This is a genomic window from Microbacterium indicum DSM 19969 (genome assembly GCF_000422385.1).
Taxonomy (GTDB): Bacteria; Actinomycetota; Actinomycetes; order Actinomycetales; family Microbacteriaceae; genus Microbacterium; species Microbacterium indicum.
In genome coordinates this window covers 213,649-235,810 of the sequence record NZ_AULR01000002.1, presented here as the reverse complement: position 1 = coordinate 235,810, position 22,162 = coordinate 213,649, and the positions used below count along the sequence as shown (strand labels likewise).

Annotated in this window: 27 protein-coding genes and 1 tRNA gene; 8 read left to right on the top strand and 20 right to left on the bottom strand. The window is 70.6% G+C overall.

The genetic code is table 11. The features are described from left to right. The first annotated feature begins 143 nt into the window (after positions 1-143). Positions 144-470 (top strand): hypothetical protein, encoded by a 327-nt coding sequence (locus H576_RS0103760; RefSeq protein ID WP_029149831.1) that lies wholly within the window; start codon positions 144-146, stop codon positions 468-470. Here H576_RS0103760 and H576_RS0103755 read toward each other — a convergent pair. Genes H576_RS0103755 through H576_RS0103740 form a run of 4 tightly spaced genes read right to left on the bottom strand, consistent with a single transcriptional unit; the run spans position 459 to position 3,140 of the window. Next, on the bottom strand, positions 459-758 hold the full coding sequence (locus tag H576_RS0103755) for an Rdx family protein (protein WP_029149830.1): 300 nt from the start codon (positions 756-758) through the stop codon (positions 459-461). The two genes, H576_RS0103760 and H576_RS0103755, sit on opposite strands and share 12 nt — an antisense overlap. Next, on the bottom strand, positions 755-1,741 hold the full coding sequence (locus H576_RS0103750; protein WP_029149829.1) for a DUF1731 domain-containing protein: 987 nt from the start codon (positions 1,739-1,741) through the stop codon (positions 755-757). The genes H576_RS0103755 and H576_RS0103750 overlap by 4 nt, the downstream gene beginning before the upstream one ends. After that, a complete protein-coding gene (locus tag H576_RS0103745; RefSeq protein WP_029149828.1) occupies positions 1,738-2,772 on the bottom strand; it encodes a DUF1648 domain-containing protein in 1,035 nt (344 codons plus the stop codon). The genes H576_RS0103750 and H576_RS0103745 overlap by 4 nt, the downstream gene beginning before the upstream one ends. Next, complete coding sequence (locus H576_RS0103740; protein ID WP_029149827.1) at positions 2,769-3,140, bottom strand: GntR family transcriptional regulator; 372 nt, start codon at positions 3,138-3,140, stop codon at positions 2,769-2,771. Before H576_RS0103740 ends, H576_RS0103745 begins: the two co-directional genes overlap by 4 nt. Positions 3,141-3,200: 60 nt before the next feature. Between H576_RS0103740 and H576_RS0103735 the strand changes: the two genes are divergently transcribed. Next, the gene (locus tag H576_RS0103735; protein WP_029149826.1) at positions 3,201-4,076 is read left to right on the top strand and encodes a serine hydrolase domain-containing protein; all 876 of its coding nucleotides are present in this window, start codon (positions 3,201-3,203) and stop codon (positions 4,074-4,076) included. Here H576_RS0103735 and H576_RS0103730 read toward each other — a convergent pair. From H576_RS0103730 to melA, 4 genes are read right to left on the bottom strand one after another with little or no spacing between them, the layout of a single operon-like run. Next, the gene (locus tag H576_RS0103730) at positions 4,069-4,959 is read right to left on the bottom strand and encodes a carbohydrate ABC transporter permease (RefSeq protein ID WP_245559106.1); all 891 of its coding nucleotides are present in this window, start codon (positions 4,957-4,959) and stop codon (positions 4,069-4,071) included. The two genes, H576_RS0103735 and H576_RS0103730, sit on opposite strands and share 8 nt — an antisense overlap. Continuing rightward, a complete protein-coding gene (locus H576_RS0103725; RefSeq protein WP_029149824.1) occupies positions 4,956-5,828 on the bottom strand; it encodes a carbohydrate ABC transporter permease in 873 nt (290 codons plus the stop codon). Before H576_RS0103725 ends, H576_RS0103730 begins: the two co-directional genes overlap by 4 nt. Next, on the bottom strand, positions 5,815-7,116 hold the full coding sequence (locus tag H576_RS0103720) for an ABC transporter substrate-binding protein (RefSeq protein ID WP_245559105.1): 1,302 nt from the start codon (positions 7,114-7,116) through the stop codon (positions 5,815-5,817). Before H576_RS0103720 ends, H576_RS0103725 begins: the two co-directional genes overlap by 14 nt. A gap of 36 nt (positions 7,117-7,152) precedes the next feature. Then, the gene (gene melA / locus H576_RS0103715) at positions 7,153-8,535 is read right to left on the bottom strand and encodes an alpha-galactosidase (RefSeq protein WP_029149822.1); all 1,383 of its coding nucleotides are present in this window, start codon (positions 8,533-8,535) and stop codon (positions 7,153-7,155) included. A 98-nt stretch (positions 8,536-8,633) separates the two neighbouring features. On the opposite strand from melA, the gene H576_RS0103710 reads away from it, so the two are divergent. The 4 genes from H576_RS0103710 (at position 8,634) to H576_RS0103695 (ending at position 10,954) form a co-directional block, all read left to right on the top strand. Beyond that, complete coding sequence (locus tag H576_RS0103710) at positions 8,634-9,476, top strand: helix-turn-helix domain-containing protein (protein ID WP_051172115.1); 843 nt, start codon at positions 8,634-8,636, stop codon at positions 9,474-9,476. Positions 9,477-9,523: 47 nt separating this feature from the next. Continuing rightward, positions 9,524-9,916 (top strand): DUF1304 domain-containing protein, encoded by a 393-nt coding sequence (locus H576_RS0103705; RefSeq protein ID WP_029149820.1) that lies wholly within the window; start codon positions 9,524-9,526, stop codon positions 9,914-9,916. 302 nt (positions 9,917-10,218) lie between these two features. After that, complete coding sequence (locus tag H576_RS0103700; RefSeq protein WP_029149819.1) at positions 10,219-10,536, top strand: carboxymuconolactone decarboxylase family protein; 318 nt, start codon at positions 10,219-10,221, stop codon at positions 10,534-10,536. Next, positions 10,526-10,954 carry a (R)-mandelonitrile lyase gene (locus tag H576_RS0103695; RefSeq protein ID WP_245559104.1) on the top strand — a complete coding sequence of 143 codons (429 nt, stop codon included), beginning with the start codon at positions 10,526-10,528 and terminating at the stop codon, positions 10,952-10,954. The genes H576_RS0103700 and H576_RS0103695 overlap by 11 nt, the downstream gene beginning before the upstream one ends. Positions 10,955-11,216: 262 nt before the next feature. Here H576_RS0103695 and H576_RS0103690 read toward each other — a convergent pair. From H576_RS0103690 to rplU, 10 genes are all read right to left on the bottom strand, one after another. Then, positions 11,217-11,289, bottom strand: a tRNA-Ala gene (locus H576_RS0103690). Between the two features lie 57 nt (positions 11,290-11,346). Next, positions 11,347-11,709, bottom strand: a complete 363-nt coding sequence (rsfS, locus tag H576_RS0103685) for a ribosome silencing factor (protein ID WP_029149817.1) — start codon at positions 11,707-11,709, stop codon at positions 11,347-11,349. 17 nt (positions 11,710-11,726) lie between these two features. Then, on the bottom strand, positions 11,727-12,779 hold the full coding sequence (locus tag H576_RS0103680; RefSeq protein ID WP_156888117.1) for a hypothetical protein: 1,053 nt from the start codon (positions 12,777-12,779) through the stop codon (positions 11,727-11,729). After that, positions 12,776-13,381: a nicotinate-nucleotide adenylyltransferase gene (gene nadD / locus H576_RS0103675; protein ID WP_084502418.1), complete on the bottom strand. Its 606-nt coding sequence runs from the start codon at positions 13,379-13,381 to the stop codon at positions 12,776-12,778. Before nadD ends, H576_RS0103680 begins: the two co-directional genes overlap by 4 nt. 8 nt (positions 13,382-13,389) lie before the next feature. Next, positions 13,390-13,572: a hypothetical protein gene (locus H576_RS0103670; protein ID WP_029149814.1), complete on the bottom strand. Its 183-nt coding sequence runs from the start codon at positions 13,570-13,572 to the stop codon at positions 13,390-13,392. 72 nt (positions 13,573-13,644) lie between these two features. Further along, the gene (locus H576_RS0103665) at positions 13,645-14,901 is read right to left on the bottom strand and encodes a glutamate-5-semialdehyde dehydrogenase (protein ID WP_425411264.1); all 1,257 of its coding nucleotides are present in this window, start codon (positions 14,899-14,901) and stop codon (positions 13,645-13,647) included. Further along, on the bottom strand, positions 14,898-15,737 hold the full coding sequence (proB, locus tag H576_RS0103660) for a glutamate 5-kinase (protein WP_029149812.1): 840 nt from the start codon (positions 15,735-15,737) through the stop codon (positions 14,898-14,900). Before proB ends, H576_RS0103665 begins: the two co-directional genes overlap by 4 nt. Further along, positions 15,734-17,278: a GTPase ObgE gene (obgE, locus tag H576_RS0103655; RefSeq protein WP_029149811.1), complete on the bottom strand. Its 1,545-nt coding sequence runs from the start codon at positions 17,276-17,278 to the stop codon at positions 15,734-15,736. Before obgE ends, proB begins: the two co-directional genes overlap by 4 nt. A 94-nt stretch (positions 17,279-17,372) precedes the next feature. Next, complete coding sequence (gene rpmA / locus H576_RS0103650) at positions 17,373-17,630, bottom strand: 50S ribosomal protein L27 (RefSeq protein ID WP_029149810.1); 258 nt, start codon at positions 17,628-17,630, stop codon at positions 17,373-17,375. A gap of 17 nt (positions 17,631-17,647) precedes the next feature. Next, a complete protein-coding gene (rplU, locus tag H576_RS0103645; RefSeq protein WP_029149809.1) occupies positions 17,648-17,956 on the bottom strand; it encodes a 50S ribosomal protein L21 in 309 nt (102 codons plus the stop codon). Between the two features lie 277 nt (positions 17,957-18,233). Here rplU and H576_RS0103640 point away from each other — a divergent pair, with 277 nt between their 5' ends. Continuing rightward, positions 18,234-18,509 (top strand): DUF4031 domain-containing protein, encoded by a 276-nt coding sequence (locus H576_RS0103640; RefSeq protein WP_029149808.1) that lies wholly within the window; start codon positions 18,234-18,236, stop codon positions 18,507-18,509. A gap of 18 nt (positions 18,510-18,527) precedes the next feature. On the opposite strand, the gene H576_RS14180 is transcribed toward H576_RS0103640, so the two are convergent. Then, positions 18,528-20,798 carry an Rne/Rng family ribonuclease gene (locus H576_RS14180; protein WP_084502416.1) on the bottom strand — a complete coding sequence of 757 codons (2,271 nt, stop codon included), beginning with the start codon at positions 20,796-20,798 and terminating at the stop codon, positions 18,528-18,530. 286 nt (positions 20,799-21,084) lie between these two features. On the opposite strand from H576_RS14180, the gene H576_RS0103630 reads away from it, so the two are divergent. Further along, positions 21,085-21,684, top strand: coding sequence for a vitamin K epoxide reductase family protein (locus tag H576_RS0103630; RefSeq protein WP_029149807.1), 600 nt, complete (start codon positions 21,085-21,087; stop codon positions 21,682-21,684). Positions 21,685-21,739: 55 nt separating this feature from the next. Here the strand turns inward: H576_RS0103630 and ndk are convergent, their stop codons facing one another. Continuing rightward, positions 21,740-22,156: a nucleoside-diphosphate kinase gene (gene ndk / locus H576_RS0103625; RefSeq protein ID WP_029149806.1), complete on the bottom strand. Its 417-nt coding sequence runs from the start codon at positions 22,154-22,156 to the stop codon at positions 21,740-21,742. Positions 22,157-22,162 lie beyond the last annotated feature (6 nt).

Below are 22,162 nucleotides of genomic sequence, written 5' to 3'. Positions count from 1 at the left end.
GCCGATGCGATTCCGATGCGCCAGCCGTGTCCGAAACGTGACCTCGAGACACGCCTGGCGCGCGATCCCAATAGCGGGGCCGATCTCGGGCGAGACCTACCATCGGAGCGTCCTCATCCGCGCCTTGCCGAAAGGTCACGCCGTTGCTGCTCGTCGGGCTCCTGCTCGTGTTCCTGGTCGCCATCGTCGGGGCGGCCGCGCTGCTCTTCGGAGCGGTGCTCGTCGTGCGCCTCGTGCACGACGCAGGGACGGGCCCCGGCAAGGCGTGGTTCCGTCGGTTCTTCGTCGACGGCGGCTGGCGCCGTGATCTTCCGCGGGCGGGCCGGGCGATCGCGGCGGGCGCCCGACGGGCGTGGGCAGCTGCGGCGCGACTCGTCGCGCGGATCCGCACCCGGATCGACGCGGCGGGCGAGAAGGCGCCCGAGCCGCGCGACCGCAGCGACGACACGGGCCCGCTCTCAGTCGGCTGACGCCGCTCCGGCCCGGTCGGTGTGGCCGAGCGGCTTCCCGGGCGCCACGATGTCGCGCACGCGCCGCTTGAGCTCGGCGATCTCGGGGAAGCCGCCGTCGCGCGACCGGTTCCACACCATCTCGTCGCCCACGTTGATCCGGAACACCCCGCCCGTCGTCGGTACGAGCGCGACCTCGCCGATCTCCTCGTGCGTGAACGACTGCATGAGCTCGCCCGCGTACCAGAGCGCGCGCAGGTTCCAGCGGCACTGCGTGCAGAACGCGATCTCGATGCGCGGCTCCCTCATCGCTTCGCCTTCCCGCGCGCGGCGACCTCGCGGAGCGCCTGTTCGAGGTCGGTGTGCTCGAACACGAACCCGGCGTCCGTGAGCTTCGTCGGCGTGACCCACCTGCTCTGGAACACGAGCTCCGACTCCGTCCGCATGACCCACATCGCGGGCTCGACCATGAAGCGCCACGACGGCAGCCCCACCGGCATCCCGACGGCGCGGCGCACGGCTGCCATGAACTCGCGGTTGTCGGGCGTCTCGGGCGTCGCGAGGACGATCGGGCCGTCGACGGCGTCGTGGTCGCGCACGAACTGCACCGCCCGGACGAGGTCGTCGATGTGGACCCAGCTGACGCGCTGGTGGCCGTTCGTGCGGAGGGTGTCGAAGCTGTCGCGCGACGGATGCGGGCCCGTGCCCCGGTAGCGGTCGTGGTGCGGCCACCAGCCGTCGTGCTGCGGGCCGCCGAGGCCGAGCCGCCCGAGCGTGAGGAAGAGCTTCGTCGCGGGCCCGTCGCCGATCGCGATCGAGATCCGGAAGGCCGCGCGGCGCGTGTGCGGCAGGTCCCCCGCGAAGAACGCGTCCTCCCATGCCCGGGCGACGTCGGCGGTGAAGCCCCACCCAATCTCGCCGGTCACGTCGTCCTGCGGGCCGTCCATCGCCGTGCGCAGGATGGCGGCGGTCGACGCGTTGATCCAGACACGCGGCGGGTTCTCGGAGTCGGCGACCGCGGCGTGCAGCTCGCGGGTCGTCTCGACGCGCGACCGGAGGATCTCGTCGCGGTTGCGGTCGGTGAACCGGCTGTCGATCGGCTTGCCGGCGAGGCCGACGAGGAGGTCGGCGCCGTCGACCGCGGCGCGGATCGCGTCGGCGTCGCCCCACCGGACCGGCCCGGAGCGCCCGATCGTGCGGATCTCGTACCCCTCGGTCTCGAGTGCCTTCCGGAGAGCGGTCCCGATGAACCCGCTCGCCCCCGCGATCGTCGCGATCCGCCCTGTCGTCATTCCTCGATCGTAGGGCTGACCGCGCGCAGGAGCGCCGCCCCCGTCGCGGCGTCGTCGACGGTCACCGTGAACGCCCTGCCGCTGCGGCGCCGGACGCGGATCGCCTCCCCCGCCCGCGTGACGATCCCCGTGCCCGCCGCTCCGTAGCGCCAGCCCCACCCGCCGTACTCGCCCATGGGGTTCACCTGGACGACCTCGACCGACGCGATGTCCTCGCGCGCGATGCGCGTGCGCGGGAAGCCCACGACGCTGCGGACCTCGAGGCCCGAACGGTCGATGCGCACCCGGAACGACGTGCACGCGACGACCGCGAGGAGCGCGACCCCGACGGCGGTCGCCGCGACGATCGACCCCGCGCTGACGGATCCATGCGCCGTCACGTCGAGCACGATCGCCCCGCCTCCGACGACGACCGCGAAGGCGAGCGCCGAGACCGTGACGATCAGGCCCGTCCGCGCGATCCGGGTGGTGCGGATCCAGACCGCCGTCTCGCTGGCGCCGAGCCGTAGCGCGTCCGGCTGCACCGGCTCCGCGTCGCCGCGGGGCGCGTCGATCGTGAGGAGGTACCCGCACACTCCGGCCGACGCGGCCCCCGCGATCGCAGCGAGGATCCACCACGCGGGCAGCTCGACCCCTCGGGCGTCGTCGGCCCCGACCTGGATCGCGGTCGTCACGACCGCGAGGACGCCGATCAGGGCGGTCTCGCCCCACACGACGGCGGCGAGCCACCGGTACGAGGTGGCGCCGCGGACCATTTCGGGCGGCATCCGCTCGGCGACGAGCGGGACCACGGCGACGATGAGCGTGACGATCATGCCGATCCCCGACATGATGAGCGGCAGCGTCCACCGCGGGCTGAACCCGTTGGGCGGCCCGGAGAACCCCCAGTGCGTCGCAACGGGGTCGGGAAGGAGCGGGAGCGCCGCGACCCCGGCGATCATCAGCAGCGCGTAGAAGACGAGCGGCACGACGACGGCGACGCGGAGGTATCGCCTCCGGGCTCTGCGAGCGCGCTGAACGGTGTCGGTCATCGTGTCGTTCCTCTCCGATCGTGCGTCGTCTCGGCGACCAGCGACGCGAGCGTGTCTCCGTCGATGCCGAGCGCCGCGGCGCGCTCGACGAGCCGGTCGATCTCGCCCTGCATCTCGGCGAGGGCGGCCCCGAGCTCGGCGACGACGGCCCCCCGCCCCGGCCGCATCGAGATCAGCCCCTCGTCGCGCAGCTCGCGGTATGCGTGCAGCACCGTGTGGAGATTGATGTCGAGCGCCTGGGCGACCTCCTTCGCCGCGGGCAGCCGCTCCCCCGCCCGCACGCGACCCGCCGCGATGTCGGCGCGCACGGATCCCGCGATCTGGGCGAAGACCGGCTCGGCGCGGGTCGGATCGATGCGGACGAGCATGTTCTTATTCTACTCGCGTTATAACAACTGAGCAATAGCGGGATCGGCGATAATCGGGGGATGTCCCGCGCCGAAGCCCTCCGCGACCGCATCATCGACGGGGTCGCCGAGATCGGCTTCGCGGGGCACGGTCTCCACGTGCGCGTCGGCTCCGACACTGCGCGGCACCGTTGGACGCCCGAGGTCCGCGAAGACGTCCAGTCGGCGGCGAAGGGCGTCGCCGTCATCGCGATGGGCATCGCCGAGCGGGAGGGGATCCTCTCTGCCGACGAGCCCGTCGCGCCGGCGTTCCCCGGCGCGGCGCTCGGAGACGGCACCGACGGCGTGACGCTGCGCCACCTCCTCACCATGACGAGCGGCGTCGACTTCCCCTGGTCGCCCACGACCTTCCAGGATCACGACGACGTCGCGTTCGAATTCCTCTCGCGTCCGACGCCGGGGCGGCGATTCCAGTACGCGAGCGCGAGCACGTACGTCGCGATGCGCGCGCTGGCGGCGCGGGTCGGCGACGTCGTCGCGTGGCTCCAGCCGCGCCTCTTCGATCCCCTCGGCATCGCCGACGCCCGGTGGGAGCGCTGCCCCCGGGGGTTCGTCCTCGCGGGCGAGGGCCTCCTCCTCACGACCGACGAGCTCGCGCGCGTCGGTGCGCTGATCGCCGACCGCGGGACGGTCGACGGCGAGCGGATCGTCGACGCGGCGTGGATCGACGGCATGCACGGCGACTGGGATCCCGCGTACGGCGAACCCGCCTACGACGGGTACGCGATGGGCGGATGGAAGGGTCCGGGCGACGCCTGGCGGCTGCACGGATCGGGCGGCCAGCTCGTGATCTTCGCGGGCGACGCCGTCGTGACGCTCACGGCCGACGACCACTTCCGCGCCGACCGCACCGCACGGATGATCGTGGACGCGGCCGGCGCGGAGCAGGTCATTTGATACCCGAGCTCGCGATGCCCTGCACGAACTGACGCTGGAACACGAGGAAGACCAGAAGGAGCGGCAGCACCGTCACGGTCGCGATCGCCATCACGGCGCCCCACGGCGAGCTGAACGCCGGGTTGTTCGTGAGCGTCGACAGCGCGACGGGGATCGTGAGGGCGTCGGTGCCCTGCAGCGCGACGAGCGGCCAGAGGAAGTCGTTCCACCTGTTCATGAACCCGAGGATCACGAGGACGCCGACGAGCGGCCCCGTCGTCGGCAGGACGACGCTGAAGAACACGCGGAACTCGCTCGCTCCGTCGAGACGAGCCGCTTCGAGCAGCGCATCGGGGACGCTCAGCATGAACTGACGGGCGATGAAGATGCCGACGACGTCGAACAGCGTCGGCAGGATCACCGCCCACGGGGTGTCGACGAGGCCGAGTCGCGCGACGATGAGGAACGACGGCACGAGCGTGACCTGGATCGGGATCATGATCGTCACGAGGAAGCCGGCGTAGATCGCCCCACGGCCCCGGAATCGGAACTTCGCGAGGCCGTATCCCGCGAGCAGCGACACGACCACGCTCAGAGCGGTGCCGATGGTCGAGATGAAGATCGAGTTCCCGAGCCATCGCCACACCGGCTGCGACGCGAACACCTCGGTGAAGTTGTCGAACGTCGGGCTCGACGGGAAGAGATAGAACTCGCTGCTCTGCGACTGGCCTCCCGGTGTGAGCGCTGAGACGAACATCCAGTACACGGGGAAGACCATGAGGATCGCGGTCGCCGTGAGGATCGCGAACAGCACCCAGGTGCGGCGCCCGTAGTTCGCGCGGTCGACCCGCCGGCGCGACCGGCGATCGCCGGGGACGACGAGATTCGCGGTGTGCGTTGTCACAGGACTTCCTCCGCCCGTTTCGTGGCTCGCTGCCGCAGCAGCGTGAAGATCAGCAGGATCGCGACGAGCACGAGCCCGAGGGCGGCCGCGTAGCCCATGCGCGCGTCGACGAAAGCGGCGCGGAACACGTACTGGATGAGGACCGTCGTCGAGAAGCCCGGCCCTCCGCCCGTCATCACGTAGATGACGTCGAACGCCTGGAGCGAGAACACGACGTTGAGGATCAGCAGGATCGACGTCGTCGGTCGCAGGAGCGGCCAGGTGACGTGCCAGAACCGCGACCACCGGCTCGCGCCGTCGAGTGACGCCGCCTCCTTCAGCTCGGGCGGAACCGACTGGAGCGCGCCCAGATAGATCACCATGCAGAACCCGATGCGGGTCCAGACGACGACGATCACGAGAGTGAACATCGCCCACCCCTGGGAGGTGAGCCACGGGATCCGGTCGAGCCCGAGCGCCGTGAGGAGGTTGTTCGCGACGCCGTAGTCGGCGTTGAAGATCCACGACATCACGACGCCGACCACGACCCCGGCCGCGACCATCGGCACGAAGAACAGCGCACGGAGCACCGATCGCCCCGGCATCGGGCGATTGAGGGCGACCGCCAGCGCGAGGCCGACGATCATGGCGGTCGGCACGGTGCCGATCGTGAACACGACAGTGTTCCGCAGCGAGGTGAAGAACAGCGGGTCCGTCGCGAGACGCGCGAAGTTCGCCCCTCCGACCCACCGCCCGTCCCCGAGCGTCGCGGTCTCCTGGAAGCTCAGGAGGAGCGCCGTCACGATCGGGACGAGCGAGAAGCCGAGGAACAGCAGCGTCGCGGGCGCGACGAACAGGTATGCGGCCCGGGATCCCCTACGACGCGACACTGGTCATCGCCTCCATCATCTGGGCTGAGGCCTCCGACGGGCTCAGCTGCCCGAGGAAGCACAGGTCGGCGTAGTCGGCGAACACCTGGTTCAGGGAGCTGAAGTACTCCCCGGACTCGGCACGGACGAGCTCGATGGGGATCCGCCCGCCCTGGTCGATGAAGCGCTGCATCGTGTCCTCGTTCGCGGCGTAGCCGATGTCGGCCGCGGTGAGCGACGAGCGGGCCGGCAGCCAGTTGCCGTCGTGGCAGAACTTGATGGCGCTCTCGCGGCTCGTCAGATAGGCGACGAGCTCCGCTGCGAGCTCGGGGTTCCGGCTGGACTTCGTGACGGCGAGCGCGTTGCCGCCGAGGTCGGAGGCCTCGCCGACGTTCCGGATCATGTACGTCGTTCCCCATTCGCCGGGCATCTCCTCGTCGAGCTGCGCGATCGACTCGGGGTTGTTGAGCATGAGGCCGATCTGCCCGGTGAGGAACATGTTGCGCGCGACGTCGCCGCCGCCCGACTTCGTCATGTTGCTCTGCGAGACGAGGCCGTCGGCGTACCACCGGCGCCCGAACTCCAGCGCGCCGATCGCCTCCTCCGAGTCCATGCTCGGCGTGAGCCCGTCGTCGCCGAGGAACGCCCCGCCGTTCTGGTAGACGATCGGCAGCCACCGGTAGGCCGTCTCCGCCCCGCCCCACCCGTATCCGAAGCCGTATCGGCCCGTGACCTTCTTCGCTTCCGTCGCGATCTCGAGGAACTCATCCCAGCGCCAGGCGCTGTCGATCGCGTCGGGCGGCGTCACGCCGATCTCCTCCATGACCCCGCGGTTGAAGTAGGCGATGAAGTTGTCGGTGTGCTGGAAGATGCCGTAGATCCCGTCGTCCCGTGCCCCGATCGCCCAGAACGCGTCGGAGTAGTCGCCGCGGTAGTCGGCCGGGATCGCCGAGCTCAGGTCGATCAGGCTGCCGTTGGCGGCGTAGCGGCCGATCTGCTGCGGCGTGATCCGGATGATGTCGGGCGCGAGGTCGGCGGCGAGCCGGCTGATGAACCACTGGTGGAATGCGCCGGTCGTCACCTCCACCGCGACGCTCGTCCCGGGATGATCGGCGACGAACCGGTCGGCCATCTCCTGATACGAGTCGAGGTCGAGCGGGATGTTCCAGGACGACAGCCTGAGATGCTTCGTCGTGGTGGGCTGGCCGGCGCAGGCCGCGAGCGCACCCGCGAGGGAGATCCCCGCGAGCGCGAGGAACCCGCGCCTCCGCATCTGCGCGCGGCTGATGGCATCGATCGGTCCGGTCATCGTCCGTCCTCTCCGTTGAGGTCCTGATGACGCCGCTCAGGCCTGCGCGAGCAGGCTCTCGGGCAGCAGGTCGCGATGCGCCTCGATGAGCTCGTCGGTCATCTTCGCGATGTCGTCGAGCGTCATCTTCGACGCCGTGAGCGGGTCGAGCGCCACGGCGTGGTGCACGTGCTGGCGGTCGCCCGTGAGCGCGGCTTGGACCGCGAGCGTCTGGACGCCGATGTTCGTCCTGTTGAGCGCTGCGAGCTGCGGCGGAAGTGCGCCGATCGCCGTGGGCTGCACGCCGCCGCGATCGACCACGCACGGCACCTCGACGCACGCGTCTGCCGGCAGGTTCGAGATGAGGCCCGTCGCGTTCGGCACGTTCCCGTAGATCACGCTCGGGGTGCCGGTGACGATCGAGTTGACGATGCTCGCCCCGTACTCGACCGATGGAGCGAGCTCCTCCTTGAGCCTCGCCAGCTGCTCGTCGATGTCGCCCTGCTCGTCGTGCGCTGCGCAGATCTCGTAGTAGTCCCATCGCTTGGGGATGTACGACTGCGTCGTCTGAGGATCCTTGCGGAAGTACGGCACGTACTCCGACGCATGGTGGCTCGACTCCGTCTCGAAGTAGCCGAAGGTGTTCATGAGCGCCGTGCGGACCTGCTCGTTTCCGCCCTCGTAGTCGCTCGCAGTCTCGGCCGCCTCGCTGTGGTCACCGTCGTCGACCACGAGTCCGTCCGCCCCGCGGCCGCGCACGTGGCGCTCTGCCATGACCGCACGCAGCCGGGGATACAGATCCTCGTCGCCGCGGCGGAAGCGCAGGATCCACGCCTGGTGGTTGATGCCGGCCGAGAGGAAGTCGACCTCGTCGTACGGGACGTCGAGGGTGCGCGCCAGCATGCGCGTCGTCCCCTGCACGCTGTGGCAGAGGCCCACGGCGCGCAGGCCCTTCGCGTTGAGGAAGGCCGTGGCCATCGCCATCGGGTTCGCGTAGTTGATGAACTGCGCGTCGGGGCACAGCTCCAGCGCGTCCTCGGCGATCGACGTGTACGCCCGCACCGACCGCAGGAAGCGGAACACGCCGCCGGGCCCGACGGTGTCGCCGACCGTCTGGTCGACGCCGTAGCGGCGCGGGATCTCGACGTCGTGGCGGTACGACTCGATGCCGCCCACCTGGAAGGTGATGATGACGACGTCGGATCCCGCGAGCGCCTCGCGCTGGTCCGTCGTCTCGACGACCTCCGCACCCAGGCCGTGATGGGCGATCAGCTCGCGCGTCGCGCTGGCCGTGCGGTTCAGGCGGTCGGCATCGAGATCCATGAGGCAGAGCTGCGCCGACTGCAGCGCCGGGAAGCTGAGGATGTCGCCGAGGAGGCGGAACGGGAAGACGAAGCCGCCGGCTCCGATGATGGTCACCTTGGGTGCGCGAGTTGTCATGTCCTCACGGTAGGAAGACGGATCCCGGCACCGCCTCCGGCTCGAGATCCGATTCTTCCGGGATCCTCCGATCGGCTCGTCGTCCCTAGAGTGGGGCCATGCCCAGCGTTGTGCATGACTCCCCCGCGCCCGCCCTCGACGTCGAGACGATGGCCCCCGAGCTGTGGATCCGCCACGGCACGCCGCCCGTGATGACCCGACCCCACCGGCACGACGACCTCGAGATCAACGTGGTGATCTCGGGGCACATCGAGTACCTCCACGGCGGCGAGCACATCCGCCTCGATGCCGGAGAGTTCTCGGTCTTCTGGGGTGCCGTGCCGCACCGGCTTCTCGACATCGACAGCCACCGCGAAAGCGAGGTGTGCTGGATCCACATCCCGCTGACGACGGTGCTCGGGTGGCGGCTGCCGGAGCACCAGCTCGGGGCGCTGCTCTCCCCCGCGCCGATCTCCGTCCCGACGTCGGCCGTCGGGCGGACGATCCTCTCGGCCTTCCGGATCTGGGCCGAGGAGATCGCCGACGAAGACACGAGAGTCATCGCGATGCTCGAGACGCAGGCGATCGTCCGCCGTGCGCTCGCCCACCACGCCCAGTCCGAGCCCACGGGAGGCGCCGAGACGGGAGGCGCCGTGTTCGCGATGGCGCGATTCGTGCTCGAGAACTTCCGAGATCCCCTGTCGATGGACGACATCGCCCGCTCCGTGAGCCTCACGACGCACTACGCCATGACGGCCTTCCGAGCCGCGGTCGGCATGACGCTCGGGGCGTACCTGATCCGGTGCCGCGTCGCCGAGGCGCAACGCCTCCTCATCACGACGGATCTCTCGATGACCGACGTCGCGGCCGCGGCGGGATTCGGATCCCAGAGCGCCTTCTACGAGCAGTTCACCCGGTCGTGCGGCCGGGCCCCGGGCGCATACCGCCGAGCCCTCCGCTGAGCGCGATGACGCTAGGCTGATATCCCCTCCCCGAAAGGCCCCGTCCCATGGTCATCGCAGGCATCGTCCTGGTCGGCATCGCCGCCCTGATCCACGTCTTCATCTTCTACCTCGAGTCGATCGCGTGGACGAGCGAGAGGGCGCGGAAGACCTTCGGTACGGGCACCGCCGAGGAGGCGGAGGGCACGAAGGAGCTCGCCTTCAACCAGGGCTTCTACAACCTGTTCCTCGCGGTTCTCGTCGCGCTCGGCATCGTCTTCTACTTCTCGGGCGGCGTCGCCGCGGGAGCCGCCCTGATGTTCGCGGGCGCGGGATCCATGGTCGCGGCCTCCCTCGTCCTCGCGATCTCGAGCCCCGACAAGGCGGGCGCCGCCGCGAAGCAGGGCGTCCTCCCGCTCCTCGGCGTCATCGCCCTGGCGATCGGCCTCGCGATCGCGTGAGCGGTGCGTGGCGGGCCTCGCGTTCCAGGCGAGGCCCGCCACGATCACGCCTTCTGGCGACGGGGGCCTCGAGCCGAGCGGGACCATGATCGCGAACCCCACGATGAACGGGGCACGACCGGCGGGCGCCGCTCGTTCGGCACGGCGATGACGCCCCCTCGCTGACGGATCCGGCCACGACCGTGGCCCGTCGAGCCGCCCTCATGGGTGTAACGACAGTTCCTCCCTGCTCGTATCGGGCGGTTCTAGCGTCGGTGCCACGGCACGCGCCCCGCGTTCCCGGGAGGTCCAGGAGGTAGGCCATGGCACAGAAGTCCCGCGCGCAGCAGTTGGCGGGCGACGTCGCGCCGAAGCTGGCGGAGCTGACCGACGAGGTGCTGTTCGGCGATGTGTGGAAGCGACCCGTGCTGTCTCCGCAGGAGCGGAGCCTGATCACGGTCGCGACGCTGGCGGCGCTGGGACGAGATGCGCAGCTCCGCTCGCATCTGAATCTCGCTCTGGACAATGGCGCGACCGAGGAGGAGCTGGCCGAGGTCGCGACGCACCTGGCGTTCTACGCCGGCCGTCCCGCGGGCATGGGCGCGGCCGCCCTCCTCAAGGACGTCCGCGATGCCCGGTGAGCAGGCCCGTCCGATGGTCGCGATCCCTGCCCCGTCAACGGCGAAGGCTCCCGCGGAGCGGTTCACCGGCGACGTGTGGGTCGACGGGATCACGGGCGGCACGGTCCCCGGCACGGCGACGCTCGCCGCGGTCCGGTTCTCACCCGGCGCGCGGACAGCGTGGCACGCGCACGAGAACGGTCAGACCCTGCGCGTGACCGAAGGGGTCGGCATCGTGCAGGCCCGCGGCGGACAGACGGTCGTGATGCGCCCGGGCGAGACCGTGGAGACGCCGCCAGGAGTCTGGCACTGGCACGGCGCGCTCCCGGATTCGTTCATGTCGCACCTCGCCCTGTCCGTCGAAGGCGGCGAAGTCGAGTGGGGCGATCGCGTCTCCGAGGACGCGTACCGCGCCGCCGCTCCGGCGCCTCGGTCGTGACCGCGGGCGGCATCGCCGCGGACGAGGCGCTGACGATCACGGCGGGAGGCGGATCTCACGGCGCGTCCCGGTGACGCGGTAGGCCGCTCGCGATTCGACGCTACGAGCCTGCGCCCGCGCGAGGGACGCTCTGATCGGACCCCTCATGCGGCGGGACGAGCGGCGGTCCCGCCGAGACGTCGTGGCGCAACGCAGAGAGGGAGCCCGGCCGATGGCCGGGCTCCCTCTCTGCTGTCGCCTCTGTCGCGACTCATCACATCTGTGGACCCAGGGGGACTCGAACCCCCGACCCCCTGCATGCCATGCAGGTGCGCTACCAGCTGCGCCATGGGCCCGTATTCTGTTGTGTTTCCCGTTCCGGGCAACTCGATAAGCCTACAACGGCGGGCGGTTCAGGCGAAATCGGCCTCGTCGCGCGGGCGTGTCGGGAGCTCGAACGGCACGGCGGGGCAGTCCTTCCACAGGCGCTCGATGCCGTAGAACTGGCGCTCCTCCTGGTGGAAGACGTGCACGACGATGTCGCCGAAGTCGCACAGGATCCAACGGCCGCCGGCCTTGCCCTCGCGGCGCAGCAGCTTGTGGCCCGCCTCGAGCAGCTTCTGCTCGACCTCGTCGGAGATCGCCGAGACGTTGCGCTCGGAGCGACCCGTGACGATGAGGAAGATGTCGGCGAGCGGCATCGGCTCGCTGACGTCGAGCGCGACGAGATCCTCGCCGCCCATCTTGTCGGCGGCCGCCGCGGCCACCTGAAGCATGTCGACAGACGACTGGTTCAACCGAAGACTCCCATGTAATACGCCGCGACGAGTCCGCCGACGACGACGATTCCGAGCGCCCCGGCGGTGATGCCGAGCGCCATGACGAGGCCGCGACCCTTCTCGGGTGCGGGGGGACGGATGCCCGCGTTGGGCAGCTTCTGCGTCGAGATCGCCGCCGACGCCGCGATGGGCGTAGGAGACGAGCTCGCCGGGATCTCGCCGTCGACGAGGACGGCGTCGACCTCGCGCGGGTCGATGGCGCCCTTCGCCGCGCCGGTGGATCCGATCCCCTCGGGCAGCCGGTGCGAGCTCGTCATGAGGATCGAGCTCGGCGACGTGGGCGTGTACTGGTCGAGCAGCGCGTCGAACGACGTCGTGGTCGTCCGCGGACCGCCCGATCCGACACCGCGGCCGAACGACGGGTCGAGCGTCGGCCCTCCGTCGATCGGGCCGGTGAGGGTCAGCGACTGCGGGTGGCCGGACGGCGTCTTCGCAGGGTTCTCCGACGGCGCGGGGATCCCCGCGGGCCGGTCGACGACGGGCTGGTCGATCGCCACGGTCTCGGGCAGGTCGTACTCGTCGTCGGAGTCGGCATCGCGCTGCGCCACGAGGGGCGTCGGGCGGATGCCGGGCTTCGGCTTCTCGGCGGGCGCGGGCTTCGGCTCGTCGGCCGGCTTCGCCGCCTTCTGAGCCTTCTTCTCGGCCTTCTGCGCCTTCTGGTCGGCCTTCTCGGCCCGGGCGACGTCATCGACGCTGACGACCCGGGTCGGGGTCTCATCTGTGCCGTCGGCCTTGGTCTGCTCGTCGGCGTCGTCGGCGGTGACGACCGGGACCTCGTTGGTGCGCAGGCGACGCATCTCGCGTCGCGTGAGCGGGTGCACCTCGGCACGCTGCGCCTCGGACGTCGACGCGACGACCTGCGACTCGCGGGGGGCGGCGGGCGCGGGAGTCTCGACGGGCTCGGCTGCCTTCATCGCCTCCGCGACGGCGGCCTCTCCGCCCTTCGCGCGAAGCTCGCGCAGCTCACGCCGCGTGAGCACATGCCCTGTGGGCTGTTCGCCCGTCATGACCGTCCTCCGCCTTCGTAGAGATGATGCTTCGAGATGTACTGCACGACCCCGTCGGGAACGAGGTACCACACGGGCATGCCGTGCGCCGCGCGATCACGGCAGTCGGTCGACGAGATCGCAAGCGCCGGGATCTCGAGCCGGGAGACCTTGTCGGGGGGCAGGTCGTGGATGTCGAGAACATGTCCGGGCCGGGACACCGCGACGAAGTGCGCGAGGTCCCACAGCTCATCATGATCTCGCCAGCTGAGAATCTGCGCCACCGCGTCGGCGCCCGTGATGAAGAAGAGCTCGGCATCGGCGCGCTCGGTGCGCAGATCGCGCAGCGTGTCGACCGTGTAGGTCGGCCCTTCGCGGTCGATGTCGACGCGGCTCACCGTGAAGCGCGGATTCGACGCCGTCGCGATGACGGTCATCTCGTAGCGGGCCTCGGGGTTCGACACATGCTGCTTGTGCCACGGCGCGCCGGTCGGGACGAAGACGACCTCGTCGAGATCGAACGACGTCGCGGCCTCGCTCGCGGCCACGAGGTGGCCGTGGTGGATGGGGTCGAACGTGCCGCCCATCACACCGATGCGAGGAGGCCGTGACGGCTCTGTCACGCGGGTGCCTAGTGCTTGTGGGCGTCGTTGGCGGCCGGGTCGGCGTGGCGGTTCGCCACGTGACGGTACGACGCGACGACGATGCCGAGGACGGCGAAGACCGCGACGGCGACGATGGGGTATGCGAGGGTTTCGGCCATCACGGCGCCGTGGCCTTCTGCCACGGTGACGAGTGCGGAGGCGAACTGCATCCTGGCTCCGATCGGGGTGGGGGGGGTGTGAACGTCGCCTCCCAGCTTATCCCGCGGGAGGCATATGTCAGATCAGGGTCGGATCTGGCCGGCGCCGCGGCCGATCCACTTGGTGCTCGTGAGCTCGGGGAGGCCCATCGGGCCGCGCGCGTGGAGCTTCTGCGTCGAGATGCCCACCTCTGCGCCGAACCCGTATTCGCCGCCGTCGGTGAACCGCGTCGACGTGTTGACGTAGACGGCGGCCGAGTCGACCTCGGCGAGGAAGCGGTCGGCGCTGCGCGAGTCGGTCGTGACGATCGTCTCGGTGTGGTGCGTGCTGTACCGGTCGATGTGCTCGATCGCTTCGTCGAGCGTGTCGACGACCTTCATCGCGATGTCGAGGCTCAGGTACTCGGTCGCCCAGTCGTCCTCGGTCGCCGGGACGACGTCGGCCGCGAGGCGCTGCACCTCGTCGTCGCCGTGGATCGTGACCCCCGCCTCCTGCAGGGCGCGCGCGACCTTCGGGACGAGGCGCTCGGCCGCGTCGCGCACGACGAGGACGCTCTCGGCCGAGTTGCACACGCTCGGGCGGTGGGTCTTCGAGTTGACGGTGATGTCGACCGCCCAGTCGTCGGGCGCCGTCACGTCGAGCACGACGTGCACGTTGCCGGCGCCGGTCTCGATCACGGGGACGGTCGACTCCGTGACGACGGTCTCGATGAGGTTCGCGGATCCGCGGGGCACGAGCACGTCGATGAGGCCGCGGCCGTGCATGAGCGCGCGGGCGCCGTCGCGCCCGAAGTCGTCGACCGTCTGGATCGCCTCGGGGGTGACGCCGACGCCCTCGAGCGCCCCGCGCATGATGTCGACGAGCACCATGTTCGACGACTTCGCGGCGCTGCCGCCGCGCAGCACGACGGCGTTGCCCGAGCGCAGCGCGAGCGCCGCGATGTCGACCGTCACGTTCGGGCGCGCCTCGTAGATCGCGCCGACGACGCCGAACGGCACGCGGATCTGCTCGAGCCGGATCCCGTTCGCGAGCCGCTGGCCGCGGACGACCTCCCCGACCGGATCCGGGAGCGCCGCGACGTCGCGCGTCGCGGCCGCGAGGGCGCCGACGCGCTCGGGCGTCAGCGTGAGGCGGTCGATCAGCGACTCCCCGATCCCGTTATCGCGCCCCCGCGCGACGTCCTCGGCGTTGGCGGCGAGGGCCTCCTCCGAGCGGACGACGAGTGCGTCGGCGATCGCGTGCAGCGCGTCGGACTTCTCGGTGCTCGTGAGGCGGGCGACCGCGCGGGCCGCGGCCTTCGCGAGCGACAGGCGGGTCTCGGGAGCGGTCGTCAGCATCATTCCTCCGGGGCGTCCTGCAGGATCACCGACAGCGCGTCGGTCAGGGGCGACTCGACGTGCGCAGGTTCGAACCAGGTTCCCACATGTTCGCCGTTCAGGGCCCCGGCGGCGTTGTCGGCGCTCGTCACGAGGACGCCGATGCCGTGGTCCTGCGCGAGCCGCGCGGCCGACGCCTTCGTGGCCGCTCCCCCGGTCCCGACGCTGTTGACGACCTTCCCGCCGAACTCGAACTCGGTCAGGTCGGCGTCCGGCGCGACGACGTCGATCGGACGCGAGCCCGGCCTGTCCGGCGGCGCGGTGTACAGGGCCGTGATGTCGCTCAGCAGCACGAGCGCGTCGGCCTTCGTCAGCTGTGCGACGAGCGCCGAGAGACGGTCGTTGTCGCCGAACCGGATCTCGTGCGTCGCGACGGTGTCGTTCTCGTTGACGATCGGGAGCACCCCGAGGTCGAGGAGCTTGTCGATCGCGCGGCGCGCGTTGCTGCGCGGCGTGGGGTTCTGCATGTCGCTGAGCGTCAGGAGGACCTGGCCCGCGAGGACGCCGAAGCGATCGAGGCTCGACTGCCAGCGCCACAGGAGGACGTTCTGACCGACGGCCGCGGCCGCCTGCTGGGTCGCGAGGTCGGCGGGCTTCTCCCCCAGGTCCATGAGCGACACGGCCGTCGCGATCGCGCCAGACGAGACGAGGATGATCTCCTGTCCGCGGCTGCGGGCGCCGATCATCGCGTCGACGAGCGACTCGATCCGCCAGGCGGCGTCGCCGCTGATCGACGAGGATCCGACCTTGACGACGATCCGCTTCGCGGTGGCGAGGTCTCCCCGGACGTATGCCGTCACCGGAGCTCGTCCGTCTCGTCGGCCGGCTCCTCGACGGGGACGACGATCTCCTCGTTCGCGCCCGCGAGGCGCCGCTCCTCCTCGAGCGCGCGCTCGATCGTGCGCGCGTCCTGCCTCGCCTTGTAGGCGTCGCGGCGCTCCTGCGTCGTGCGGCGGCGGTTGCCCTCGAGGCGCGGGTCGCTGCCGCGCGGCGCCTGCGTGAGCTCGGCGGCCGAGGTGAGCGACGGATCCCAGTCGAAGACGACCGAGTCGTCGGCGCGGCCGATCACGACCGAGGCGCCGGGCGTCGCGCCGGCGCGGAAGAGCGCGTCCTCGACGCCGACCTTCTCGAGCCGGTCGGCGAGGAACCCCACGGCCTCGTCGTTCTGGAAGTCGGTCTGCTGCACCCAGCGCTCGGGCTTCTCGCCCAGGACGCGGTAGAGGGTGCCGTACGAGCCGCCCTCGATCACGACGCGGATAGCGGCGTCGGCCTCCTTGGGGCGGATGATGACGCGTTCGAGCGGGGCCTCGACGGGCGTCGCGGCGCGGTGCTCGGCGATGATGTCGGCGAGCGCGAAGGTCAGCTCCCGCAACCCGCGGCGCGCGACCGTCGACACCTCGAAGACGCGGTATCCGCGAGCCTCGACGTCGGCGCGGACGAACTCGGCGAGCTCCTCGGCCTCGGGAACGTCGATCTTGTTCAGCACGACGACCTGCGGGCGCTCGAGCAGGGGCGTCTGCCCCTCGGGAACCGGGTAGTTGCCGAGCTCGGCGAGGATCGTGTCGAGGTCGGTGAGCGGGTCACGGCCCGGGTCGAGGGTCGCGCAGTCGAGCACGTGCACGAGGACCGTGCACCGCTCGACGTGGCGGAGGAACTCGAGGCCGAGGCCCTTGCCCTCGCTCGCGCCCTCGATGAGTCCGGGGACGTCGGCGATCGTGTAGCGGACGTCGCCCGCCTGCACGACGCCCAGGTTGGGGTGCAGCGTCGTGAACGGGTAGTCGGCGATCTTCGGCTTCGCGGCCGAGACCGCCGCGACGAGGCTCGATTTGCCGGCCGACGGGTAGCCCACCAGGGCGACGTCGGCCATGGTCTTGAGCTCGAGCACGACGTCGCCGGCCCAGCCGGGCGTGCCGAGGAGCGCGAAGCCGGGAGCCTTGCGCTTGACCGACGAGAGGGCGGCGTTGCCGAGGCCGCCGCGCCCGCCGGGGGCGGCGACGAAGCGCATGCCCGGCTCGACGAGGTCGGCGAGCACCTCGCCCGACGGATCCTTGACGACCGTGCCCACGGGAACGGGGAGCTCGAGGAGCTCGCCCTCGGCGCCCGAGCGGTTGTCGCCCATGCCGAAGCCGCCGTGCTCCGACTTGCGGTGCGGCGAGTGGTGGTAGCTCAGGAGCGTGGTCGTCTGCGGATCGGCGACGAGCACGATGTCGCCGCCGTCCCCGCCGTTGCCCCCGTCGGGGCCGGCGAGCGGCTTGAACTTCTCGCGGCGCACCGAGACGCACCCGTTGCCCCCGGCACCGGCCTGCAGGTGCAGCGTGACCTCGTCGACGAACGTGACCATGGATCCTCTTCTATCGCGATCTGTCGCGGAAATGCGCAGAACGGGGGCGGGCTCGTGCCCGTCCCCGTTCCGGTAGCTGATGCTGGCGTGCCGATTACTCGGCGGCGGCCACCACGTTGACGACCTTGCGGCCGCCCTTGTTGCCGAACTCGACGGCGCCGGCCGCGAGAGCGAACAGCGTGTCGTCGCCGCCACGGCCCACGTTGGCGCCGGGGTGGAAGTGCGTACCGCGCTGGCGGACGAGGATCTCGCCGGCGTTGACGTCCTGGCCGCCGAAGCGCTTCACGCCGAGGCGCTGCGCGTTCGAGTCACGACCGTTGCGAGTGGAGCTCGCGCCCTTCTTATGTGCCATTTCGCTTTCCTCCGCGCTTACTTGATGCCGGTGATCTTGACGCGCGTGAGGTCCTGACGGTGGCCCTGGCGCTTCTTGTAACCGGTCTTGTTCTTGAACTTCTGGATGACGATCTTCGGGCCGCGGAGGTCACCCTGGACCTCGGCCGTGACCTTCACCTTGGCGAGAGCGTCGGCGTCGGTCGTGACGGCGTCGCCGTCGACGAAGAGGACGGCGGGCAGCTCGATCGTCTCACCCTCGGCAGCCTGGACACGGTCGAGAACGACGACCGAGCCGACCTCGACCTTCTCCTGCCGGCCACCGGCGCGAACAACTGCGTAAACCACGTTGATACCTGTTTCCTTGGGGGCGGCCTGTCGGCCACCCGAATCTCACGGGAAGTCTGTGCCGGAGCGGCGTAATCCGCGTTCGGCGCGCTGCTTGCGTCGCACTGGATGTGCGAGGCGCCTCAGCAAGTCTTTCGTCACGCCGCCAGTGGGAGAGCGCGCGACCAGGGAAGCACCAAACGAATACTTTACCCGATTCCCCGCGGATCCGGGTAACCGAGCCGCCCCGCGCGTCGCGAATCTGCGCGGACCCACAGGATCGCCGTACGCTTGCCGGATGGCCGTTCTCGTCGACACCCCCATGTGGCCCGCCCACGGCGGGCTGTGGGCGCACCTCGTGAGCGACGCGGATCTCGCCGAGCTCCACGCCTTCGCCCGGGCCAACGGGCTGCCGCCGCGGTCGTTCGACCTCGACCACTACGACGTCCCCGCCAGCGCCGTCGACCGGCTCGTCGCCGCCGGCGCGACCCGCGTGACGGCCGCCGAGCTCACGCGCCGGCTCATCCGCTCGGGTCTCCGGGTGCGCGCGAAGGACCGCCCGGCCAAGGCCTGAGCGGTCCCCCGCCGCGGGTCAGCCCTCCGAGGAGGGCGTGACGGGAGCGATCGGCGCGGCCGTGCCCTGCAGCGCCGACGTCGTCACGCGACGGCGCGCGCGGCCCTGACCCGGCGCCTTCGGCTCGGGGAGCGCGCCGAGGACGGCGTCGAGCATGTTCGACGCCTCGGGATTCTTCGCCGACTTCGGCGTCTCGGGCGCGGCCTGGGGCTTCTCGGCCCGGTCGCCTGCGCGCTTCGCGCGGCGCGGCTTGCGGGCGGGATGCTGCTCCCCCGCGCCCTCGCGCTCCGCCGTACGCGGGCCCTCGGGGAGCACCGTCGCGAGCGCGTCGAGCGAGAACGGCTCGGCCGCCTCGTGGGGCGCCTCGCCCTTCGGCTTCGTCGAGGCCGCGATCTTCGCGAGCGCCGACTTCGCTCCCTCGGTGTTGACGTGGGCCGAGGGCTTCTCCTCGGCTTCGGGAGCCGGCTGCGGCTGCGGGTTCGCGGAGCCGCGGCCCTTGCCGCCGCGCGAACGGCGGCCGGCGCTCGTGCTGTTGCCGTTGGCCGCGGCGACCGAGCGGTGCTTGAGGACGGGGTCGTGGTGGACGATGACGCCGCGGCCCGCGCACACCTCGCACGGCTCGCTGAACGTCTCGAGCAGGCCCAGGCCGATCTTCTTGCGGGTCATCTGCACGAGGCCGAGCGAGGTCACCTCGGCGACCTGGTGCTTCGTGCGGTCGCGGCTCAGGCACTCGACGAGGCGGCGCAGCACGAGGTCGCGGTTCGACTCGAGCACCATGTCGATGAAGTCGACGACGATGATGCCGCCGATGTCGCGCAGGCGCAGCTGGCGCACGATCTCCTCGGCCGCCTCGAGGTTGTTCTTCGTGACGGTCTCCTCGAGGTTGCCGCCCGAGCCGACGAACTTGCCCGTGTTGACGTCGATGACCGTCATGGCCTCGGTGCGGTCGATCACGAGGGATCCACCAGAGGGCAGCCACACCTTGCGATCGAGCGCCTTCTCGATCTGCTCGGTGATGCGGATGTCGTCGAAGGGGTCGCCCTCGCCGTCGAACGGCTCGACGCGCTCGAGAAGGTCGGGCGCGACGGCCTCGAGGTAGTTCGTGATCGTCGCGTGCGACTCGTCGCCCTGGACGATCATCTTCGTGAAGTCCTCGTTGAAGACGTCGCGGACGATCTTCACGAGCAGGTCGGGCTCGCTGTGCAGGAGCGCGGGGGCGCTGCCCTTCTCGACCTTGGTCTGAATGTGCTCCCACTGCTGCGTCAGGCGGGTGACGTCGCGCGTGATCTGCTCCTCCGTCGCACCCTCGGCGGCCGTGCGCACGATGACGCCGGCGGATTCGGGCAGGACCTTCTTGAGGATCTTCTTGAGGCGCGCGCGCTCGGTGTCGGGCAGCTTGCGCGAGATCCCGCTCATGGATCCGTTCGGCACGTACACGAGGTAGCGGCCCGGCAGCGAGATCTGGCTCGTGAGGCGCGCGCCCTTGTGGCCCACCGGATCCTTCGTGACCTGCACGAGGACGCGATCGCCCTGCTTGAGCGCGAGCTCGATCCGGCGGGGCTGGTTGCCGGTCTCGACGGCGTCCCAGTCGACCTCGCCCGAGTACAGGACGGCGTTGCGGCCGCGCCCGATGTCGACGAACGCGGCCTCCATGCTCGGCAGCACGTTCTGCACGCGGCCCAGGTACACGTTGCCGATGAGCGACGCCTCGCTCGAGCGCGCGACGTAGTGCTCGACGAGCACGCCGTCCTCGAGCACTCCGATCTGCGTGCCGTGGCGCTGCGTGCGCACGATCATCTGGCGATCGACCGACTCGCGGCGCGCGAGGAACTCGGCCTCGGTCACGACGGAGCGGCGGCGACCCGCGTCGCGGCCGTCGCGGCGACGCTGCTTCTTGGCGGCGAGGCGGGTGGATCCCTTGATCTGCTGCGGCTCAGTGATGACCTCGACGTGGGCGTCGGCCGCACGGTCGTCGTCGCGCTCGCCCGACCCGGATCCGCCGCGGCGCCGGCGACGGCGCTGCGAGCGGTTCGAGCCGCCCTCGTCGGCGTCGTCCTCGTCGTCGAACCGCAGCGCCGGCAGCGTCGGGAACATCGAGAGGTCGGGCGCGTGGAACGCGAGCGCCGTCGACACCTGCGACACGAAGGTCTCGGGCAGCAGCCCGAGGCTCACGGCCGTGGGGAAGGCGGGCTGCTCGTCGACCGGAGCGGTCTGGTCGACCTGCGCCTCGGTCTCCTCGGCGACGGTCTCGACGCCCTCGGTCTCGGTTGTGGGTGCTTCTTCAGCCATCTGCGGCGAACTTCCTGCACGGGCGGCCCCGCCGCCCGCGTCTTGCCTGCTGTGCGCGACTCGCGGCACAGGATCTTCAACGGTGTGCGGCCGGCCCGGGGGCTCTGGCCGCGCGGGGCATCCCTTGCCCCGAAGTCTTCTGCCTCGGCGCTCCCCCGCCTGCGCGGAGGTGCGTCTGAGGTCATTATCCCACTTCGCGCCCCGATCCGCGGCTCGCGCGTCACGAGCGCGTCACGTTCAGGCTTCTTCCGGCTGGCGACCCGCGGCCGGATGGGAAACTCTCCCCATGCAGCAGACGCAGAAGCGCCCCACCGCTCTCGCCATCTGGCTCGTGATCGCGGCGCTCGCCGGCCTCACCGCCGCGTTCGAGCTCACGATCGACAAAATCGCTTCGCTCGAGGACCCGACGTCCACGCCCTTCTGCGACGTGTCGGTCCTCGTCCAGTGCACCGCGAACCTCGAGTCGTGGCAGGGCGAGGTCTTCGGCTTCCCCAACCCGCTCATGGGCCTCGTGGGATGGATGGCGCCGCTCGTCGTCGGCGTCGCGATCCTCTCGGGCGCGCGCTTCGCAAAGTGGTTCTGGGCCCTGTTCACGCTCGGGATGACCTTCGCGTTCGGGCTCGTCTGCTGGCTGATCTTCCAGAGCATCTTCGTCCTCGGGACGCTCTGCATCTGGTGCATGCTGACGTGGCTCGTGACGATCCCGTCGTTCTACGGGGTCCTGCTCCACAGCGTGCGGATCGGGGCGATCCCGCTCCCCCAGCGCGTGCGCAAGCTCGCCGACACGCTCATGGGGTGGCTGCCGCTCCTCGCGACCGTCTCGTACGTCGTCATCGTGATCCTCGCGCAGGTGCGCCTCGACGCGATCGTCAACATCTTCGGCTGAGCGCATGCAGAAGGCGCCCCGTCATGCGACGGGGCGCCTTCTGCATGTCAGCGGCTCAGGAGAACCAGAGTCCGAGCTCGCGCGCCGCCGACTCCGGGCTGTCGGATCCGTGCACAAGGTTCTGCTGGACCTTGAGGCCCCAGTCGCGCCCGAGGTCGCCGCGGATCGTGCCGGGGGCCGCCGTCGTGGGCTCGGTCGCGCCCGCGAGCGAGCGGAAGCCCTCGATGACGCGGTTGCCCGCGACCTTCACGGCCACGACGTCGCCCGACATCATGAACTCGACGAGCGGCTCGAAGAAGGGCTTGCCCTCGTGCTCGGCGTAGTGCTCGGCGAGCAGCTCGCGCGAGGGGGTGAACTTGCGGATGTCGACGAGCTCGTACCCCTTCGCCTCGATGCGGGCGAGGATCTGCCCGGTCAGGCCGCGTGCGACGCCGTCGGGCTTGACGAGGACGAGGGTCTCTTCGGTGGCCATGGAACT

Excerpts from the sequence above, each read along its gene's own strand:
- H576_RS0103755 (WP_029149830.1), bottom strand. The coding sequence starts at position 758 with ATGAGGGAGCCGCGCATCGAGATCGCGTTCTGCACGCAGTGCCGCTGG.
- H576_RS0103750 (WP_029149829.1), bottom strand. The coding sequence starts at position 1,741 with ATGACGACAGGGCGGATCGCGACGATCGCGGGGGCGAGCGGGTTCATC.
- H576_RS0103745 (WP_029149828.1), bottom strand. The coding sequence starts at position 2,772 with ATGACCGACACCGTTCAGCGCGCTCGCAGAGCCCGGAGGCGATACCTC.
- H576_RS0103740 (WP_029149827.1), bottom strand. The coding sequence starts at position 3,140 with ATGCTCGTCCGCATCGATCCGACCCGCGCCGAGCCGGTCTTCGCCCAG.
- H576_RS0103735 (WP_029149826.1), top strand. The coding sequence starts at position 3,201 with ATGTCCCGCGCCGAAGCCCTCCGCGACCGCATCATCGACGGGGTCGCC.
- H576_RS0103720 (WP_245559105.1), bottom strand. The coding sequence starts at position 7,116 with ATGACCGGACCGATCGATGCCATCAGCCGCGCGCAGATGCGGAGGCGC.
- melA (WP_029149822.1), bottom strand. The coding sequence starts at position 8,535 with ATGACAACTCGCGCACCCAAGGTGACCATCATCGGAGCCGGCGGCTTC.
- H576_RS0103710 (WP_051172115.1), top strand. The coding sequence starts at position 8,634 with ATGCCCAGCGTTGTGCATGACTCCCCCGCGCCCGCCCTCGACGTCGAG.
- H576_RS0103705 (WP_029149820.1), top strand. The coding sequence starts at position 9,524 with ATGGTCATCGCAGGCATCGTCCTGGTCGGCATCGCCGCCCTGATCCAC.
- H576_RS0103700 (WP_029149819.1), top strand. The coding sequence starts at position 10,219 with ATGGCACAGAAGTCCCGCGCGCAGCAGTTGGCGGGCGACGTCGCGCCG.
- H576_RS0103695 (WP_245559104.1), top strand. The coding sequence starts at position 10,526 with ATGCCCGGTGAGCAGGCCCGTCCGATGGTCGCGATCCCTGCCCCGTCA.
- rsfS (WP_029149817.1), bottom strand. The coding sequence starts at position 11,709 with ATGCTTCAGGTGGCCGCGGCGGCCGCCGACAAGATGGGCGGCGAGGAT.
- H576_RS0103680 (WP_156888117.1), bottom strand. The coding sequence starts at position 12,779 with ATGACGGGCGAACAGCCCACAGGGCATGTGCTCACGCGGCGTGAGCTG.
- H576_RS0103670 (WP_029149814.1), bottom strand. The coding sequence starts at position 13,572 with ATGCAGTTCGCCTCCGCACTCGTCACCGTGGCAGAAGGCCACGGCGCC.
- H576_RS0103665 (WP_425411264.1), bottom strand. The coding sequence starts at position 14,901 with ATGATGCTGACGACCGCTCCCGAGACCCGCCTGTCGCTCGCGAAGGCC.
- obgE (WP_029149811.1), bottom strand. The coding sequence starts at position 17,278 with ATGGTCACGTTCGTCGACGAGGTCACGCTGCACCTGCAGGCCGGTGCC.
- rpmA (WP_029149810.1), bottom strand. The coding sequence starts at position 17,630 with ATGGCACATAAGAAGGGCGCGAGCTCCACTCGCAACGGTCGTGACTCG.
- H576_RS0103640 (WP_029149808.1), top strand. The coding sequence starts at position 18,234 with ATGGCCGTTCTCGTCGACACCCCCATGTGGCCCGCCCACGGCGGGCTG.
- H576_RS14180 (WP_084502416.1), bottom strand. The coding sequence starts at position 20,798 with ATGGCTGAAGAAGCACCCACAACCGAGACCGAGGGCGTCGAGACCGTC.
- H576_RS0103630 (WP_029149807.1), top strand. The coding sequence starts at position 21,085 with ATGCAGCAGACGCAGAAGCGCCCCACCGCTCTCGCCATCTGGCTCGTG.
- ndk (WP_029149806.1), bottom strand. The coding sequence starts at position 22,156 with ATGGCCACCGAAGAGACCCTCGTCCTCGTCAAGCCCGACGGCGTCGCA.